Here is a 17,568-nt window from a genome sequence, read left to right as displayed (position 1 = left end):
GGCTCAGGCATCGGCTCAGGCATCGGGCACCTCCAGCACGAACAGCACCTGCCGCGCCGCGACCTGCTCCCCCGCGGCCGCGCGCACGCGCACCACGCCGTCGGACGGCGCCACCAGCGCCAGCTCCATCTTCATCGCCTCCAGCACGCCGAGCGCCTGCCCGGCGGTCACGGTCTCGCCGTCGCGCACCTCGACGCGGGTCAGGGACCCGGGCATCGCGGCGACGACGACGCCGTCGGACAGGTCGGCCTCCGCGGCGCGGGAGCCCCCGGGCCGGGTGAACCGGAACGTGTGCCCGCGGGTGCTCACCTCGACCGAGCGCGGGCGCACGTCGACCACGAACCGGGCCGTGACGCCGTCGAGCTCCAGCAGCGCCAGGCCGCCGGAACCACCCGCCGCGCGGCACGACGTCGGCGGCTCACCGTCGCGCCGCACCTCGCCGCGGGCGGTGCTCACGCGCAGCACGACGTCGTCGAGCTCGACCCAGGTGTCGGCGGGCGGCCCGGCGAGCCGCCAGCCGTCGCCGCCGTCGCGCGCGGCGTCCGCGGCGACCGTCCAGGCCGCCGCGACGAGCGCGGGTCCCGGGTCCGGCGCGGGCAGGTCGTGCGTGTCGAGCCACGCGGTGTGCACCTCGCCGTCGCGGAACGCGCCGGAGTCCGCGAGCGCCCGCACGAACCCGGTGTTGGTCACGAGCCCGCCGATCGCGGTGTCGTCGAGGGCGTCGACGAGGGCCTGGCGGGCGGCCTCGCGGTCGGCGCCGCGGGTGATGATCTTGCCGACCATGGGGTCGTAGGCGGCGGGGACGACGGTGCCGTCCTCCAGCCCGGCCTCGACCCGGATGCCGGGCGAGCCGGGCCAGCGCACCCGGGTCGCGGTGCCGGCCTGCGGCAGGAACCCGCCGTAGGCGTCCTCGGCGTAGATCCGGGCCTCCATGGCGTGGCCGACGACGGCGACGTCGTCCTGCGTGAAGCCGAGCGGTTCGCCGGCGGCGACCAGGAGCTGCTGCTCGACGAGGTCGATGCGCTGCCCGCCCACGCGCACGACCTCCTCGGTGACGGGGTGCTCGACCTGGAGGCGGGTGTTCATCTCGAGGAACCAGGCGCCGTTGCCGGGTGTGGCTCCCTCCTCCACGAGGAACTCGGCGGTGCCGACCCCGGTGTAGCCGACCTCGCGGGCCAGGTCCACGGCCCACGTGTGCAGCCACTGCCGCAGCAGCGGGTCGAGTCCGGGGGCTGGCGCCTCCTCCAGCACCTTCTGGTGCCGGCGCTGGGCCGAGCAGTCGCGCTCGTGCAGGTGGAGGACGTTGCCGTGCTCGTCGGCGAGGACCTGGACCTCGACGTGCCGGCCGCGCTCGACGAACCGTTCGAGCAGCAGGGTGTCGTCGCCGAACGCGGCGGCGGCCTCGCGCCCGGCCGCCGCGATCGCCGGGGCGAGCTCGGACTCGGCGCGCACGATGCGCATGCCCTTGCCGCCGCCGCCCGCGGCGGCCTTGACCAGGAGCGGGAAGGACAGGTCTCCCTGCATGGCGAACCATCCACCGCCCCTGACGTTCCCGAGCGCGTGCAGCACCGGCACGCCGGCCTTGCGGGCGACCTGGTGGGCCGTGTCCTTGCGCGCCATGGCGTCCATCGCCTCGGGCGGCGGCCCCACCCAGGTGAGCCCGGCGCCGACGACGGCGCGTGCGAGCTCGGCCCGCTCGGACAGGAACCCGTACCCGGGGTGGACGGCGTCGGCGCCGCTCTCCTTGGCGGCGGCGAGCAGCGCGGGGATCGACAGGTAGGACTCCGCGGGCGGCGTCGGGCCGAGGCGGACGGCGACGTCGGCGGCACGGGTGTGCGGGGCGCCGGTGTCGGCGTCGGAGTGGACGGCGACGGTGCGCAGCCCGAGGCGGCGGGCGGTGCGGATGATCCGCAGGGCGATCTCGCCGCGGTTGGCGATCAGGAGGGTGTGCATCGTCATCACATCCGGAAGATGCCGTAGGAGGGCTCGGGGATCGGGGCGGCGGCCGTGGCGGCCAGCCCGAGGGCGAGGACGCGGCGGGTGTCGGCGGGGTCGATCACGCCGTCGTCCCACAGGCGCGCCGTGGCGTAGTAGGGGTTGCCCTGGGTCTCGTACTGGGCGCGGATCGGGGCCTTGAAGGTCTCGACGTCGGCGGCCGGCGCGTCGGCGAGGTCCTTGCGGACCGTGGCCAGCACGGACGCCGCCTGCTCGCCGCCCATCACCGAGATGCGGGCGCCGGGCCACATCCACAGGAACCGGGGGTCGTAGGCGCGGCCGCTCATGCCGTAGTTGCCGGCGCCGAACGAGCCGCCGAGCACCACGGTGAACCGGGGCACGGAGGTGCAGGCCACGGCGGTGACGAGCTTGGCGCCGTCCTTGGCGATGCCCCGGTGCTCGTACTCCTTGCCGACCATGAACCCGGCGATGTTCTGCAGGAACACCAGCGGGATGCGCCGCTGGTCGCAGAGCTGCACGAAGTGCGCGCCCTTGAGCGCCGACTCGGAGAACAGGATGCCGTTGTTGGCGACGATGCCGACCTGGTAGCCGTCGATCCGCGCGAAGCCGCAGACCAGCGTCTCGCCATAGCGGGCCTTGAACTCCTGGAGCTGCGAGCCGTCGACGATGCGGCGGATCACGTCGCGCACGTCGTACGGGGTGCGCGGGTCGGCGGGCACGTCGTAGAGCCCGTCGGGGTCCGCCTCGGGCTCCTCGGGCGGCACCCGGTCGAGCACCTGCGCGGGCGCCGGGGTCGTCGCGATGATCTCGCGCACGATGCGCAGGGCGTGGGCGTCGTCGTCGGCCAGGTGGTCGGCGACGCCGGAGGTGGTGGTGTGCACGACGCCGCCGCCCAGCTCCTCCGCGGTGACGACCTCGCCCGTGGCGGCCTGCACCAGGGGCGGCCCGCCGAGGAAGATCGTGCCCTGGTCGCGCACGATGACGGCCTCGTCGCTCATCGCGGGGACGTACGCGCCGCCCGCGGTGCACGAGCCCATGACGGCCGCGACCTGCGGGATGCCGCGGGCCGACAGGTTGGCCTGGTTGTAGAAGATGCGCCCGAAGTGCTCGCGGTCGGGGAACACCTCGTCCTGCATGGGCAGGTAGGCGCCGCCGGAGTCGACGAGGTAGACGCAGGGCAGGTGGTTCTCGGCCGCGATCTGCTGGGCGCGCAGGTGCTTCTTGACGGTGACCGGGTAGTACGTGCCGCCCTTGACGGTGGCGTCGTTGGCGACGACGACGCACTGCCGCCCGGCGATGCGCCCGATCCCGGTGACGATGCCCGCGCTGGGCACGGCCCACTCGCCCCCGTACATGTCGTAGGCCGCGAGCGCCCCGATCTCCAGGAAGGGGCTGCCGGGGTCGAGCAGGCGGTCGACCCGGTCACGGGCCAGCAGCTTGCCGCGCCCGGTGTGGCGGGCGCGCGCCTCGGGCGAACCGCCCTGGCGCACGCGCGCCACCCGTTCGCGCAGCTGCGCGGTCAGGGTGCGCAGATCCGGTCCAACGCCGACGTCGGTGGTCATGTGCCGCAGCATAGCCCGCCGGTTAATGATCGTTAACCCCTGGGGTTCGACGACGGCGCCCGACGGCGCGTCCCGGGTCAGCGGAAGCCGCGCCGGTAGTCGCCCGGGGCGACGCCGCACACCTGGCGGAACGTGTCGTAGAAGCTGCTCTGCGCGGTGAACCCCGCGGCGTGCGCGATCTCGGCGGCCGTGCGGTCCGAGGTGATCAGCAGCCGCTGCGCCTCCGCGACCCGGCACCGCGCGATGTACGCGCCGACCGTGGTGCCGACCACCCGCTTGAACAGCGTCATCGCGTGACTGGGGCTCAGGTGCACGGCGCGGGCCACGTCCGTCGCGGTGATCGGCGAGCGGTAGTGCTCCGCGACGAACTGCGCCATGGCCGTGGCGCGGGCGGCGGCGCCGGACAGGGACACCTCCGCGGCCTGGGGCCCCGGACCCGCGGTGCCGGCCGCGCCCGCGGGACCGGCCGGGCTGTCCAGCACCCGCCGCACGAACGCCTGGGCCTCCAGCATGACCACCGTGCGGTGCCCGCCGTCGAGGACGTCGTGGTGCCAGCTCGCGAACAGCGCGGCGACGTCGCGCACCAGCGCGGCCGCGGGCACCACGACGGGCCGGGCGCTCAGCAGCACCGCGACGTGCTCCGTGGGCAGCGCCCAGCGCAGCACCTCCGCGAGCGGGATGTGCACCCAGGACACGTCGGTCGGCGTCGTGCACGGGTGGACGAGCTGGTGCGGGGTGCCGCCCCAGAACAGTGCGACCTCCCCCGCCTCGACCCGCAGGCCGGAGCCCCCGAACAGGTACTCCAGCCGGCCGGTGTGCACCAGGTTGAGCTCCAGGTCGTCGTGCCGGTGCGGGCGCGCCATCACGGGCGGCACGCCGTGCCGCACCCACAGGGCGGCCTCGTCCAGCTCGACCTCGTCGTCCGCGAGCACCATCCGGGCAGCATAGGGGCCCGCCCCGCGCGGGCGCCGGTCGAAGGATCCCGGAGACGGCGGGCACGCAGCCGGAGGTCTCACCGGCATCCTCGGACCTAGCGTCGCCGCATGGCTCATTCACCGAAGATCACCATCATCGGCGCCGGCGGCTTCGTGTTCCCGTTCCGCCTCATCGGCGACCTGCTCAGCTTCCCCGCCCTGCAGGGGGCCACGCTCACGCTCATGGACCTCGACGCGGGCCGCCTCGACCGGGTGGCGGGCGCCGCCCGCGAGCTCGTGGACCACCACGGCCTGCCGACCGTCGTCGAGCAGACCACCGACCGGCGCGCGGCCCTGGCCGACGCCGACTTCGTGATCATCACGTTCCAGGTGGGCGGCGTGGAGTCCTACCGGCACGACGTCGAGATCCCGCGCCGGTACGGCGTCGACCAGACCGTCGGCGACACGGTCGGGCCGGGCGGCGTCTTCCGGTTCCTGCGCTCCGTGCGCGCCTACCAGGACATCGCCGCCGACGCCCTGGAGCTGTGCCCCGGCGCCCAGTTCATCAACTACGCCAACCCGATGGCCATGGCCACCGCGTACCTCAACGCGCTCGGCCTGAGCACGGTCGGCCTGTGCCACTCCGTGCAGGGCACCACCCGCATGCTCGCGCGCACGCTCGGCCTCCCGTACGACGAGGTGTCCTACCGCTGCGCCGGCATCAACCACCAGGCGTGGATCCTGGAGTTCCGGCACGGCGCCGAGGACGTCTACCCCCGCCTGCGTGAGGTGATGAAGGAGCGCCACCAGCGCGGCCGCGCGGCCGCGGACCTCCTGACCGACGACGGCGACCACTCCGACGCCGCGCTCGCCGCCAGCACCTACGAGGGCGGCAACGAGCAGGTGCGCACCACGCTGATGAACCACTTCGGGTACTTCGAGACCGAGTCCAGCCACCACGCCTCCGAGTACGTGCCGTGGTTCCGCAAGGACGACGCCACCACCAAGGAGTACATCCCGGAGCGCTGGGACTACTACGAGATCTGCGCCGCGCACGACGAGCAGGGCGACGTCGACGAGCAGCTCGAGCGGCTCAAGGCCGACCTGACGCCGTCCGTCGAGTACGGGGCGTCCATCGTCAACGCCGTCGTCACCGGGGTGCCCGCCGTCGTCTACGGCAACGTGCCGAACGCGGGGCGGGTCATCACCAACCTGCCCGACGACGCCTGCGTCGAGGTCGCCTGCCTCGTGGACGCCAACGGGGTGCAGCCCACCAGTCTCGGCGACCTGCCGCCGCAGCTCGCCGCGATCAACCGCACCAACGTCAACGTGCAGACCCTCGCCGTGCGCGCGGCGCTGACCGGCGACGTCGAGCACGTGCACCACGCCGTCGCGCTCGACCCGCTCACCTCCGCCCACTGCACGCTGGAGCAGATCCGCGCCATGACCGACGAGCTGCTCGCGGCCCACGCCGCCCTGCTGCCCGCCGCGCTCGCGCCCGCCGTCCCGGCGCACTGACCACCCGGTGGCCCCGGGCGACGGCGCCCGGGGCCACCGGCCCCCCACCGAGACATCAGCACCACCCTCGACGAAGAGGAGACGACATGCCGACCCATGGGCTGTCCCGCCGCGCGTTCATCGCGGTGGCGGGGATCAGCGTGGCGGGCGCGCTCGCGGCCTGCACCGGCGCCCCGACCGGGACCAAGCACCTGCGCCTGTCCTCGTGGAACATCCCGCTCGACCTGGAGTCCTACCAGGCGATCGCCGACGAGTTCGTGGCGAGCCACCCCGGCACCAGCGTCGCGGTCGAGGTGACCACCGGGCAGTTCCACCAGTGGTTCATCACGCGGCTCGCGGCCGACCTCGCGCCCGACATCATCCGCATCACGCCCCAGCAGATCGGCCGCTACGCCGCGAACGGCAGCCTGGTGGACCTCACGGGCGCCGTGCCCGCCGACTACCGGGACGACTACTCCGAGCCGTTCTGGGCGATCGGCGCCAAGGAGGACGGCCTGTTCGGCGTCTTCCAGCACACCGACAACTTCATCACCTACTACCACCGGGGCGTGCTGGACCAGATCGGCGTCCCGGCCCCGGCGTCGCTCGACGAGGCCTGGCACTGGGACGAGTTCCTCCAGATCGCCCGCGAGGCCCGCCGGGTGACGGGCGGCTACGGGTTCGGTTACGGCTGGAGCGGCCCGGAGACGGCGTACCGCTGGCTGCCGATCGTCTACCAGAACGGCGGCGCCTTTCTCGGTGAGGACGGCGAGACGCCCTCCATGGACAGCCCCGAGGCCATCGAGGCGCTGGCCTTCGGCCGCCGCTGGTACGCGGAGGGCCTCGTGTCGCCGGCGAACATGAGCAAGTCCGGCGGCGGGGCCGTGGCCCGCGACCTGTTCCTCACCGGGCAGATCGGGCTGATGCTCGACAACCCGGAGTCGATCGCCGCCCTCGACGAGGGCCTGCCCGACGAGTGGGGCACCGCGCCCATGATCCGCAACACCGGCGAGGCATCCGACCTGGGCGGCAACGCCCTGGCCGTCACGAGGTCCAGCAAGCACCCGGAGCTGGCCGCCGAGCTCGTCGCGCACATCACCAGCCGCGCCAACGTGGTCGAGTTCTGCCGGCGCGGCAACTGGCTGCCCGCCCGCTCCTCGCTCGACGCCGCCGACATCGGCTACGAACGGCACGCGGACACCATGCAGCAGTTCATCGACCAGGCCGGGACCATCCCGCTGTCGATGGTGCGGGCGGAGTCCGGCCGGTACTTCAGCTCGCTCAACTCGGTGTTCGCCGACTACCTCGACCTGTGCCTGCTCGGCGAGCTCACCCCGGCGCAGTCCGGCGCCCAGATGACGGAGGCGATGCGCAGTGTCACCACACGTTGAGTCCCCGCCGCGACGGCGCGCCCGCTGGGCGCCGTACGTCTTCGCCGGGCCCGCGGCCCTGCTGTTCCTGGCGTTCTCGCTGCTGCCCATCGTCATCGCGATCGCTCTGTCCTTCCAGGACACGGCCACGCTCGGCGACGGCGAGTGGGTCGGCACCGCGAACTACGAGACGATGCTGGGCGACCCCCTCCTGCGCACCGCGCTGTGGAACACGGTGCTCTTCACCGTCGGCACCGTGCCCACCGCGATGGCCATCGGCCTCGCGCTGGCGGTGGCCCTGAACCGGCCGCTGCCGGGCCGCGGCGTGCTGCGCGCCCTGTTCTTCGTGCCGATGGTCGCCGCCGGCGTCGTGGTCGGCGTCATCATGTCGTGGATCTTCAACCCCGACTACGGCGTGGCCAACAACGCGCTGGCCGCCCTGGGCCTCGGCGGCCTGCCGTGGCTGACGTCGCCGCGCACCGCGATGCTCACGCTCATCGTCGTGGTGGTCTGGACCCGGATCGGGTTCTGCATGGTGATCTACCTCGGGGCGCTCCAGTCGATCCCCGCGGAGCTGCGCGAGGCCGCCGCGATCGACGGCGCGAGCGGCTGGCAGCGGTTCCGGCGTCTGACGGTGCCGATGCTGGCGCCGACCACGTCGATCCTGCTCATCCTCAACGTCGTGTTCTCGCTCCAGGCCTTCGACGTCATCTACGTGATGACCGGCGGCGGGCCCGGGTTCTCGACCACCGTGCTCATCCAGTACGTGTTCCGGTCGGCGTTCGCCGACGCCCGCATGGGGTACGCGGCCGCGCTCGGCCTGCTCCTCGTGCTGATCCTGCTGGTGTTCACGCTGCTGCGGCAGCGGGCCACCAGGCGAGCGGAGGAGCTCCTGTGACCCGGACCAGCGAACGACGCACCCGGCGCTGGCTGCTCACCGCGGCCCTGACCGCCGTCGCCGCCCTCGTCGTGTTCCCGCTGTACTGGATGGTCGTCTCGGCGCTCACGCCGGGCGGCCAGTCGCAGAGCAGCGAGTTCTACCTGTGGCCCGACGCGCCGACCACGGACAACTTCACCGAGGTGTTCGCCCAGCAGCCCGTGTGGCAGTGGCTCGGCAACTCGTTCTTCGTCGCCTCCGTGGGCACCGCGCTGTCGGTGTGCGTGTCGCTCGGCGCCGGGTACGCGCTCGCCAAGTACCGGTTCCGCGGCCGCGGGCTGCTGTACGCGGCGTTCCTGGTGACGATCATGATCCCGATCCAGGTCACGCTCGTGCCCGCGTTCCTCGTGACGGCACGCCTCGGGCTGGTCGACTCGCCGTGGGCGGTGATCCTGCCGACGCTGTTCGACGTCGTCGGCATCTTCATCGCCCGGCAGTTCATGCTGGGGGTGCCCGACGCGCTCATCGAGGCGGCCCGGCTGGACGGCGCCGGGGAGCTGCGCACGTTCTTCCGCGTGGTGCTGCCGACCTGCTGGCCGCTGGTCGGCGTGCTCGTCATCCTCGGGTTCATGAACCGGTGGAACGACTTCCTGTGGCCGCTCGTGGTGCTGCAGGGCAACGAGAGCCTGACCGTGCCCGTCGGGCTGTCCACGCTGACCAACAACCCCGCGTTCACCTCCCCCTGGGGTGCGGTGATGGCGGTCGCGACCGTCGCCGTGGTGCCGCTGCTCGTGGTGTTCCTGGTGTTCCAGCGCACGTTCGTGCAGGGCATCGCCAGCACGGGGATCAAGTAGCCGCCGCCGACGGCCGCGCTCGTAGACTGCACCGGTGACCCCGCGCAGGCAGCAGATCCTGAGCACGGCAGCCGACCTGTTCGCCGCCCGTGGTTTCCACGGCGTCTCCATGGGCGACATCGGGGCGGCCGTCGGCATCTCCGGCCCGGCCCTCTACAAGCACTTCGCCAGCAAGGAGGACATCCTCGGGCAGTGCCTGCTGCACGCCTCCGACCAGCTCCTGGCCGGGGCACGCGAGCTGCTCCCCGACCCCGCGGCGGCCGACGGCGCGCTCGCCGCGCTGATCGACCGGCACGCCGACTTCGCGCTCGACAACCCCGCGCTCATCGTCATCCAGGAGCGCGAGTGGGGCGTCCTGGGCACGGAGGCCCGTGCCCAGGTGCGCAAGCACCAGCTCGCCTACATCGACGTCTGGACCGACGCGCTGCGCCCGCTGCGCCCCGACCTCGGCGGGACCGAGGCGCGGGCCGCCGTGCAGGCCGCCTTCGGCCTGCTCAACTCCACGCCGCACAGCGCCCGGATCGGGCGCGCCGCCATGCGGGCCCTGCTGACCCGCATGGCGCACGCCGCCCTGCTCGCTCCGGCGGAGCTCACTCCACCGGCAGACCCAGCCCCCGCGCGATGAGCATGCGCTGCAGCTCGGACGTGCCCTCGCCGATCTCCAGCACCTTCGCGTCCCGGTAGAACCGGGCGATCGGCCCGTCCTCCATGACGCCGTAGCCGCCGAAGACCTGCGCCGCGATGCGCGTGGCCGTCACCGCCGACTCCGTGGCGTAGAGCTTGGCGACCGAGGAGGCGCGCCGGAACTCGTCGAGCGGCGCCCCCGAGTCCTTCAGCGCCGCGGCCCGGTACGTGAGTGCCCGGCTGGCCTGGAGCATGACCTCGATGTCGGCGACCTGGAACGCCACGCCCTGCTTGCGCCCGATCGGGCCGCCGAACGTGGGGCGCACACCGGCGTGCTCCACCGTCAGGTCCAGCATGGCCTGGATGCAGCCGGTCGCGAGCGCCGCGACGGCCACGCGGCCGGTGTTGAGGCAGAGCATGAGCTGCTTGAAGCCGTTGCCCCGCTCCCCCAGCAGGTTCGCCTCGGGCACGCGCACGTTCTCGAAGCGCAGCGGGTGGGTGTCGCACGCGCGCCAGCTCATCTTGTCGTGCAGGGGCTCGACGACGAACCCCGGGGTGTCGTTGGGGACGATGATCGCGGACAGCTCCGGGCTGCCGTCCGGCCGGGTGCCGGTGCGCGCCGCGACGGTGCAGAGGCTGGTGATGGGCGTGCCGGAGTTGGTGATGAACTGCTTGGCGCCGTTGACCACCCACTGGCCGTCCGTCAGCTCGGCGGTGGTGGACATGGCGTTGGCGTCGCTGCCCGCGCCGGGTTCGGTCAGGCCGAACGAGCCGAGGGTCCGGCCGGCGATCAGGTCGGGCAGCCAGGTCTCCTTCTGCTCGTCGGTCCCGTACGCCAGCAGGCTGCCGACGCCGAGGCCGACGCCGGCCCCGAGCGTGATGCCGACGGACTGGTCCACGCGGCCGATCTCCTCGACGGCGATGCTGAGCCCGGTGAGCCCGAGGTCGGACCCTCCGTATTCCTCCGGGGCGGTCAGGCCGAACAGGCCCAGCTCCCCCATCTGGTGCACCACCTCGACGGGCAGGCGACATTCCCTGTCCCATCGGGCGATGTGGGGCGCGATCTCGCGGTCGGCGTAGTCACGTACCGCGTCCCGGAGCTTGGTGTGCTCCGGGTGCTCTGGTGAGGTATGCATGTTGCGCATGTCACAGAGGTTAACCACCATTAACCTCACAGCGCCAGGCCCCACCCGGAGGACTTCTCGATGACCGACCACAACCAGGTCACCTACGACGTCGTCGCGCCGTCGCGAAGCGACGCGCCGCCCGTCCCGCACGCCCGCATCACGCTCGACGCGCCCCGGCGGCGCAACGCCCTGTCCGCCGCCCTGCTCGACGGGCTGCGGGCCGCCCTCGACCGCGCCGCCCACGACGACGTGCACGCCGTCGTGCTGGCGGCCAGCGGCCCCGCGTTCTGCTCCGGCGCCGACCTCACCGAGGCCCTGGCCGACGGCATGACGGCGTCCGCGCGCCGCCTCGCCGACGTGCTGCGCGACCTCCTCGCCCTGCCCAAGCCCGTGGTCGCGCGGGTGCACGGGCCGGTCCGGGCGGGCGGGATCGGGCTCGTCGCCGCGTGCGACGTCGCGGTCAGCGCCGACCACATCACCTACGCCTTCACCGAGGCGCGCCTGGCGCTCGCGCCCGCCGTCATCTCGCTCGCCGTGCTGCCGCGGATGACGCCGCGGGCCGCGCAGCGCACGTTCCTCACGGGGGCGCAGTTCACCGCCGCCGAGGCGGCTGGGTGGGGGCTGGTGACGAGCGCGGTGCCGGCTGAGGCTCTCGACGCGGAGGTGAACGCCGTCCTCGACGGCCTGGCCGCCGCCGACCCTCAGGGGCTGGCCGCGACCAAGGAGCTGCTCAACGCGGACACGCTGGCGCGCTTCGACGCGCGCGTGGACGACGTCGTGACCTCGTCGGCGGACCTGTTCGCCTCGCCGCGGGCGCGGGCGGCGATGGAGAAGCTGCTGGCGCGCTGAGCCGCAGCACGGCGTCGGCTGCGACGGTGGGGGCCGCGACGGTGTTGGATGGGGGCGTGGCTACCCGGATCTCCCAGCGCAACGCACGCTTCCAGCAGCTGACGACCCTCGTGACGAACCGCAACAAGCGGCACCGCGCCGGCGAGTTCCTGGTGCAGGGCGTGCGGCCGATCAGCATGGCCGTCGAGCACGGCTGGGAGGTCCGCGCCCTGCTGTACGACGCCGAGCGCCGGCTCTCGCAGTGGGCCCGGGACCTGCTCGCGGCGCACCCGCACACCGAGCACGTCAAGATGGCGCCCGACCTGCTGGCCGAGCTCGCCGAGAAGGAGGACGCCGAGCTGCTCGCCGTGCTGGCGATGCGGCCCGACGACCTGGACCGCATCGAAGCCGGGCCCGACTTCCTCGGGGTCGTGTTCGACCGGCCCACGCAGCCGGGCAACATCGGCGCGATCGTGCGGTCGGCCGACGCGTTCGGTGCCCACGGCGTGATCACCACGGGGCACGCCGCCGACGCCTACGACCCCAAGTCTGTACGCGCCAGCACGGGATCGTTCTTCGCGACGCCGGTGGTGCGCTCGCCGTCCACGGCGGAGGTCATGGACTGGGTCGCCGAGCGCCGGGCCGCCGGGCTCCCCCTGATGGTCGTGGCCACGGACGAGCACGGCGACGCCGACGTCTCCGCCTACGACCTGACCCAGCCGGTGCTGCTGCTGGTCGGCAACGAGACGGCGGGCCTGACCCAGTCGTGGCGCGACGCGGCGGACGTGACGCTGAGCATCCCGATGACGGGATCGGCGAGCTCGCTCAACGCCGCGAACGCGGCCACGGTGATCCTCTACGAGGCGAGGCGCCAGCGCCTGGCGCGCTAGAGCTCGATCGAGAGCATGCGGCTGCCCGTCGTCTTCGTGTAGCCCAGGCTCGCGTACAGGCCGTGCGCCCCGCTCGGGTTCGCGGTGTCGACGTCGAGCGCGGCGTACTCCATGCCGTCGGCCGCGAAGGCCCGCATGCCCGCCGCGAGCGCCGCGAGCGCGGCCTTGCGGCCTCGGTAGGCGCGGCGCGCGCCGAGGATGTCCGTGTACCCGAACGAGTACCCGCGCACGGCGAAGTCCTCGGGGTAGTGGCCGGCGAGCTCGTAGCCCACCACGAGCGGTTCGCCGGCCCGCAGCGCGGCGGCGGTGTCGGGGTCGGTGTCGGGCGAGGCCAGCAGCGCGTCGACGTCGGGGGCGTCGTCGACCACGAGGAAGGACCACTGCGGCGCGAAGCCGGCGCGCTCGGCCCACTGGTCGCGGTTCTGCGGCTGGCTGCCCCAGTGGTCGCGGAACGCGTCGTTGTGCGCGAGGCGCGAGGCCTCGTCGAGCTCCTCGGACCAGGGCACGAGCCGCAGGGAGCCGGACAGCGGGACCTCGGGCACGGGCGCGGCGTCGGGCCCGGTCAGGGGGCGGGCCAGGTCGGAGTAGTAGCGGCGCACCGACATGCCGGCCCGCTCGTACAGGCGGATCTTGCCGGCCGGGCCGTTGTCCTCGGCGAACACGGCGATGCGGGCGGGCACGTCCTTGCCGGACTCCGCGAGCATCTGCCGGGCGCGGCCGATCGACCAGGCCAGCACCTCGCGGCCGATGCCCTCGCCGCGGCGGTCGGGGTGCACGCCGCCCCAGGTGAAGGCGCGCACGGTGGTGACGTCTCCGGGCGGGCCGGCGACGTAGCCCCAGGCCACGAGGGCGCCGTCGGCGTCGAAGCCGAGCAGGGAGTCGCGGGTCATGTCGCGCCAGGCGCCGTCGAAGATCTCCTCGAGCTCCTCGGCGGTCTCGAGGTAGGGCTCGGCGTCGGCGCGGGCGATGAGGTTGCGCAGGGCGAGCCACACGGGCACGTCCTCGCGCGTGGCGGGGCGCCAGGTGAGGTTGCCCGCGGTGGGCACGGTCACGGCCGCCGGGGCGGCGGCGCGGTCGGCGATCGGAGCGAGGGCGGCGGGCTCGTCGGTCTCGGTGCTCATGGTGCTTCCTTCAGGGTTCAGGTCGGGGTGTTCACAGCTCGATGGCGTACAGCGTGGAGCCGTCGCTCTTGGTGTAGCCCAGCCGGGCGTACAGCGCGGGGGCGCCGGTCGGGTTGTCGGTGTCGACGTCGAGCTCGGCGTGCTGCATGCCGTCGTCGGCGTAGACGCGCATGGCGTGGGTGAGCAGCGCGACGGCGATGCGGCGGCCGCGGTAGGCGCGGCGCACGCCCAGCAGCTCGGTGTAGCCGGCGGTGTAGCCCTGCGTCGCCCAGTCGTCCTCGTACCGCCCGGCCCGGTGCAGGCCGACGACGTAGGGCGTGCCGGGCGGCACGGTCAGGTCTCCGGGCTGCTCGTGCTCGGAGCCCGGGTAGCGCACCGACTCGTCGACCACGACGAACGACCAGTCCGGCGCGAACGAGCTGCGGTGCGCCCGCCAGGACTCGGGCGTGCGCGGCTGGCTGCCCCAGTGGTCCCGGAACGCGTCGTTGCGTGCCAGGCGGGTGGCGTCCTCCAGGGCGTCGGTCCACGGGACCAGGCGCAGCGGCGGCTCCAGCCCGACGGCGGGCACGGGCGCGGCGAGGTCGCGCAGCAGGTTGGCGTAGTAGCGCACGGGCTCGAACCCGCCGGCGCGCAGCAGGTCGCGCCGCTCGGGCGGGTCGGTGTCCATGAGGTCCACGGCGATCCGGGCGGGCAGCCCGGCCAGCCGCGGGTCGCCGTCGGAGGCCGCGAGCGCCTGCCGGGCGCGGCCCGTCGCCCAGGCGAGGAGCTGGGTGCCGATGCCCTGGCCGCGGCGGTCGGGGTGGACTCCGCCGACCAGGGTGGCCCGCAGCAGGTCGACGCCGTCGGTCGGGAAGCGCTCGACCCAGGCGTAGGCCAGCGGCGCGCCGTCCGCGTCCAGGCCGACGAGGGTGTCGGCGTCGGCGTCGAACACCGGGGCGTCGAAGCTCTCGGCGATCTCGTCGGCGGACGTGAACCAGTCGCGGCCGTCGGCCTCCTGGACGGCGCGCATCAGCACGGCCAGCGCGGGCACGTCGGCCCGCGTCCAGGGGCGCCAGGTGAGGCCGCCCGCGGTCGGGTGGGGCAGGACGGACGGCGCGGCCGCGCGGTCGCCGATGGTCGCGCGTACGGGTGGGGACATGCCGTCACGCTAGGCGACGGGAGTGCCGTGGGCCACGGGATTTACGCGCCGGCGCCCACCGGGACCAGGCGGGCGAGCTTGTCGGCGTCGGCGGACCCGGCGTCCGGGTGGTAGACGACGAGCATGAGGTCCTCGGCGCCGGCGATGCTCAGCCGTTCACGGTTGACGGTCAGGTCGCCGACCTCGGGGTGCGCGATGCGCAGCGGGGTGCCGCGCTGCCCGCGCACCTCGTGGCGCGCCCAGAGCTCGCGGAAGCGGCCGCTGGCCGCGGACAGCTCGCCGGTGAGCTCGACGAACCGGGGGTCGTCGACGTCGCTGCCTGCCGCCTGCCGCAGGCTGGCCACGAAGCACTCGGTGACGTTCGCCCACTCGGGGTACAGCGCCCGCACGGACGGGTCCAGGAACAGGTCGCGGAGCTGGTTGCCGCCGACGGCGAGGTGCGGGTCGATCGCGCGGGCCAGGTCGTTGGAGGCCAGCACGTCGAAGTACCTGCTCTCGATGAACGCGGGCTGCACCAGGGAGCCGAGGAGCTTGCGGGCGCCGTCGGGCACGGTCTGCGCGCGGGGCCGGGGCAAGCGGTGCCGGGGCGCCTCGGCGACCAGGGACAGCAGGTGGGCGAAGTGGTCGTCGTCGAGGCGGAGCACGCGCGCGAGGGACTCCAGGACCGCGACCGACGGGTGGCGGTCGCGGCCGCGCTCCAGCCTCAGGTAGTAGTCGGCACTGATGCCGGCCAGCATCGCGACCTCCTCGCGCCGCAGCCCGGGCACGCGCCGGCCGCCGGCGTCGGGCAGGCCCGCCTGCCGGGGCGTGACCAGCTCGCGCCGGGCCCGCAGGTAGGCGCCGAGCCGGTTGGCCGACGCGCGCCGAGGGGGTCCTGTCACTCCCCCGGCTCGGGAGGGTCCTGGCTGGTCGTGGTCGCCGCTCATAACGTTCCCAACGGCCCGCCCGGGCCACCTATTTCTGGAGGAACGCATGACCGTCACGCTGATCACCGGGGCCAACAAGGGCATCGGGTTCGAGACCGCCCGCCTGCTGCTGGCCGCGGGCCACGACGTCTGGATCGGCGCCCGCGACGCCGGGCGCGGGGCGAAGGCCGCCGCGGAGCTGGGCGCGCGGTTCGTCCAGCTCGACGTGACCGACGACGCCTCGGTCGCCGCCGCGCTGGCGACCGTCGACGCCGAGGCGGGCCGGCTCGACGTCCTGGTGCACAACGCGGGCATCCTGGACACGAACCTCGACGGCCCCACGGCACTGCGGTCGTTCGACACCAATGCCGTGGGCATCGTGCGCGTCACCGAGGCGGCGCTCCCCCTGCTGCGCCGGTCGGAGAGCCCCAACGTGGTGACGGTGTCCAGCAGCGCCGGGTCGTTCTGGGCGGTGACCAACCCCGAGCGGCCGGAGTTCGGCCTGCCGATCGCGCTGTACGCCGCGTCCAAGGCGGCGGCCACGATGCTGACCGTGCAGTACGCCAAGGCGCACCCCGGCATCCGGTTCAACGCCCTCGAGCCCGGCACGACGGCCACGGACATGACGGCGTCGTTCGGCATCGGCCGCACGCCCGCCGAGTCGGCCGCCGTCGTCGCGCGGCTGGCGACGCTCGGCGCGGACGGCCCGACCGGCACGCTCCAGGACGAGAACGGCACGCTGCCGTTCTAGGTCCCGGGGCGGCCGGCCGGTCCGGGCGCGGGCCGGCCGCGGGCCGGGGCGCGGCCTCAGGCGAGGTCCGCGAGCTCCTTCTCGAACCGCGTGCGCAGCGCCGCCTTCTCGGCGGGCGGCAGCCAGGACGCCTCGACGCCGGCCAGCGCCATCTGGCGCAGCCGCTCGTCCGGGACGGCGAGGTCGTCGGCGAGGATGCGGTACTCCCCCGCCAGCGTGGTGGGGAACATGCCCGGGTCGTCGGAGGCGGGGATCACGTTCAGCCCCGCCTCCAGCATCTTGGCGATGGAGGCCCGGCGCCACGGCTGCCACGAGCGGCGCGACGTCGTGGAGATCACCGTGAACGGCACCTGCTCGTCGCGCACCCGCGCCACCACGTCGTCGTCCTGCAGCACGAAGTAGCCGTGGTCGATGCGGTCGCAGCCGAGCACGTCCAGGCAGGTGATCGTGTTGACGGCGACCGGGGCGTGCTCGCTGGAGTGCGCGGTACGGCCCAGGCCCGCCTCGCCGGCGAGCCGGTAGGCGGCCGCGAACCGCTCGGGCGGACCCGCGGTCTCCAGGTTGTCCAGGCCGATGCCCGCCACGTACTCGTGCGGGTGGTCGACGACGGTGCGCACACGCTCCAGCGCATCCTCGCCTGAGCCGGACCGGTCGATCGCGGCGATGAGCCGGCCCGACATGCCGAAGTCGCGCTCCGCCATCCGGATGCCCTCGGCGTAGGCCTCGACCGAGCCGAGGTAGCCGAGGGACGCCAGGTGCTCGGGCACCGCGTCGAAGGAGACCTCGAGGTGGCGCGTCGCGCTCGTGCGGTGCGCCGCCTCGAACGCCTCGTACGTGATCCTGGTGAGGTCGTCCGCGTCGCGCAGCACCTGCGTGACCCAGCGGGAGGCCTGGAACAGCGAGTAGGAGACCTCGGGCTCGTCGGCGCTGCGGCCCTGCGGCACGGGGACGCGCGTGTCGCGGTACAGGTCCGGGTCCGGCGGCAGGGAGTTGATGTCGGCGAAGATGCGCTCGGGCTCGGCCGGCAGGTCGAGGCCCTCGCGCCGGGCCAGCTCCGCGAAGGTGCTGGCCCGGACCGTGCCGATGAGGTGGCAGTGCAGGTCGACCTTGGGCATGCGGTCGAGTGCGGTGCCGGTCGGTTCAGTGTTCGTGTC

Annotated in this window: 16 protein-coding genes; 8 read left to right on the top strand and 8 right to left on the bottom strand. The window is 73.8% G+C overall.

Annotation, left to right across the window (positions count from 1 at the left end; translation table 11 throughout):
• Positions 1 to 15 precede the first annotated feature (15 nt).
• The 3 genes from H291_RS0108225 to H291_RS0108215 all read right to left on the bottom strand — a co-directional run bounded on the left by H291_RS0108225 (position 16) and on the right by H291_RS0108215 (position 4,453).
• On the bottom strand, positions 16 to 1,959 hold the full coding sequence (locus H291_RS0108225; RefSeq protein WP_020014508.1) for an acetyl/propionyl/methylcrotonyl-CoA carboxylase subunit alpha: 1,944 nt from the start codon (positions 1,957 to 1,959) through the stop codon (positions 16 to 18).
• Positions 1,959 to 3,518, bottom strand: a complete 1,560-nt coding sequence (locus tag H291_RS0108220) for a carboxyl transferase domain-containing protein (RefSeq protein WP_026365533.1) — start codon at positions 3,516 to 3,518, stop codon at positions 1,959 to 1,961. Before H291_RS0108220 ends, H291_RS0108225 begins: the two co-directional genes overlap by 1 nt.
• Positions 3,519 to 3,595: 77 nt before the next feature.
• A complete protein-coding gene (locus tag H291_RS0108215) occupies positions 3,596 to 4,453 on the bottom strand; it encodes a helix-turn-helix domain-containing protein (protein WP_033325814.1) in 858 nt (285 codons plus the stop codon).
• Positions 4,454 to 4,561: 108 nt separating this feature from the next.
• Between H291_RS0108215 and melA the strand changes: the two genes are divergently transcribed.
• The 5 genes from melA to H291_RS0108190 all read left to right on the top strand — a co-directional run bounded on the left by melA (position 4,562) and on the right by H291_RS0108190 (position 9,655).
• On the top strand, positions 4,562 to 5,950 hold the full coding sequence (melA, locus tag H291_RS0108210) for an alpha-galactosidase (protein WP_020014505.1): 1,389 nt from the start codon (positions 4,562 to 4,564) through the stop codon (positions 5,948 to 5,950).
• Positions 5,951 to 6,036: 86 nt separating this feature from the next.
• A complete protein-coding gene (locus H291_RS0108205) occupies positions 6,037 to 7,320 on the top strand; it encodes an ABC transporter substrate-binding protein (protein WP_020014504.1) in 1,284 nt (427 codons plus the stop codon).
• Entirely contained in the window at positions 7,304 to 8,197 is an 894-nt protein-coding gene (locus H291_RS0108200; RefSeq protein WP_020014503.1) for a carbohydrate ABC transporter permease, read from the top strand. The genes H291_RS0108205 and H291_RS0108200 overlap by 17 nt, the downstream gene beginning before the upstream one ends.
• On the top strand, positions 8,194 to 9,030 hold the full coding sequence (locus H291_RS0108195; RefSeq protein ID WP_020014502.1) for a carbohydrate ABC transporter permease: 837 nt from the start codon (positions 8,194 to 8,196) through the stop codon (positions 9,028 to 9,030). Before H291_RS0108200 ends, H291_RS0108195 begins: the two co-directional genes overlap by 4 nt.
• A 34-nt stretch (positions 9,031 to 9,064) precedes the next feature.
• Positions 9,065 to 9,655 (top strand): TetR/AcrR family transcriptional regulator, encoded by a 591-nt coding sequence (locus tag H291_RS0108190; protein WP_020014501.1) that lies wholly within the window; start codon positions 9,065 to 9,067, stop codon positions 9,653 to 9,655.
• Here the strand turns inward: H291_RS0108190 and H291_RS0108185 are convergent.
• On the bottom strand, positions 9,621 to 10,799 hold the full coding sequence (locus H291_RS0108185) for an acyl-CoA dehydrogenase family protein (protein WP_232216006.1): 1,179 nt from the start codon (positions 10,797 to 10,799) through the stop codon (positions 9,621 to 9,623). The genes H291_RS0108190 and H291_RS0108185 overlap by 35 nt on opposite strands.
• 60 nt (positions 10,800 to 10,859) lie before the next feature.
• Here H291_RS0108185 and H291_RS0108180 point away from each other — a divergent pair, with 60 nt between their 5' ends.
• Both H291_RS0108180 and H291_RS0108175 read left to right on the top strand, forming a co-directional pair.
• The gene (locus H291_RS0108180) at positions 10,860 to 11,630 is read left to right on the top strand and encodes an enoyl-CoA hydratase-related protein (RefSeq protein ID WP_020014499.1); all 771 of its coding nucleotides are present in this window, start codon (positions 10,860 to 10,862) and stop codon (positions 11,628 to 11,630) included.
• Positions 11,631 to 11,686: 56 nt separating this feature from the next.
• Positions 11,687 to 12,499, top strand: a complete 813-nt coding sequence (locus H291_RS0108175) for a TrmH family RNA methyltransferase (RefSeq protein WP_020014498.1) — start codon at positions 11,687 to 11,689, stop codon at positions 12,497 to 12,499.
• Here H291_RS0108175 and H291_RS0108170 read toward each other — a convergent pair.
• Genes H291_RS0108170 through H291_RS0108160 form a run of 3 tightly spaced genes read right to left on the bottom strand, consistent with a single transcriptional unit; the run spans position 12,496 to position 15,639 of the window.
• A complete protein-coding gene (locus tag H291_RS0108170; RefSeq protein ID WP_020014497.1) occupies positions 12,496 to 13,620 on the bottom strand; it encodes a GNAT family N-acetyltransferase in 1,125 nt (374 codons plus the stop codon). The genes H291_RS0108175 and H291_RS0108170 overlap by 4 nt on opposite strands.
• Before the next feature lie 31 nt (positions 13,621 to 13,651).
• Positions 13,652 to 14,758, bottom strand: coding sequence for a GNAT family N-acetyltransferase (locus tag H291_RS0108165; protein WP_020014496.1), 1,107 nt, complete (start codon positions 14,756 to 14,758; stop codon positions 13,652 to 13,654).
• A gap of 41 nt (positions 14,759 to 14,799) precedes the next feature.
• Positions 14,800 to 15,639, bottom strand: coding sequence for a helix-turn-helix domain-containing protein (locus H291_RS0108160; RefSeq protein WP_020014495.1), 840 nt, complete (start codon positions 15,637 to 15,639; stop codon positions 14,800 to 14,802).
• A 91-nt stretch (positions 15,640 to 15,730) separates the two neighbouring features.
• Here H291_RS0108160 and H291_RS0108155 point away from each other — a divergent pair, with 91 nt between their 5' ends.
• Positions 15,731 to 16,414 (top strand): SDR family NAD(P)-dependent oxidoreductase, encoded by a 684-nt coding sequence (locus H291_RS0108155; protein WP_020014494.1) that lies wholly within the window; start codon positions 15,731 to 15,733, stop codon positions 16,412 to 16,414.
• A 56-nt stretch (positions 16,415 to 16,470) separates the two neighbouring features.
• Here the strand turns inward: H291_RS0108155 and H291_RS0108150 are convergent, their stop codons facing one another.
• Positions 16,471 to 17,529 carry an adenosine deaminase family protein gene (locus H291_RS0108150; RefSeq protein WP_020014493.1) on the bottom strand — a complete coding sequence of 353 codons (1,059 nt, stop codon included), beginning with the start codon at positions 17,527 to 17,529 and terminating at the stop codon, positions 16,471 to 16,473.
• Positions 17,530 to 17,568 lie beyond the last annotated feature (39 nt).

It is taken from the genome of Promicromonospora sukumoe 327MFSha3.1, assembly GCF_000385135.1.
Lineage (GTDB): Bacteria > Actinomycetota > Actinomycetes > Actinomycetales > Cellulomonadaceae > Promicromonospora > Promicromonospora sukumoe_B.
This window is presented reverse-complemented; position numbering and strand designations above follow the sequence as displayed.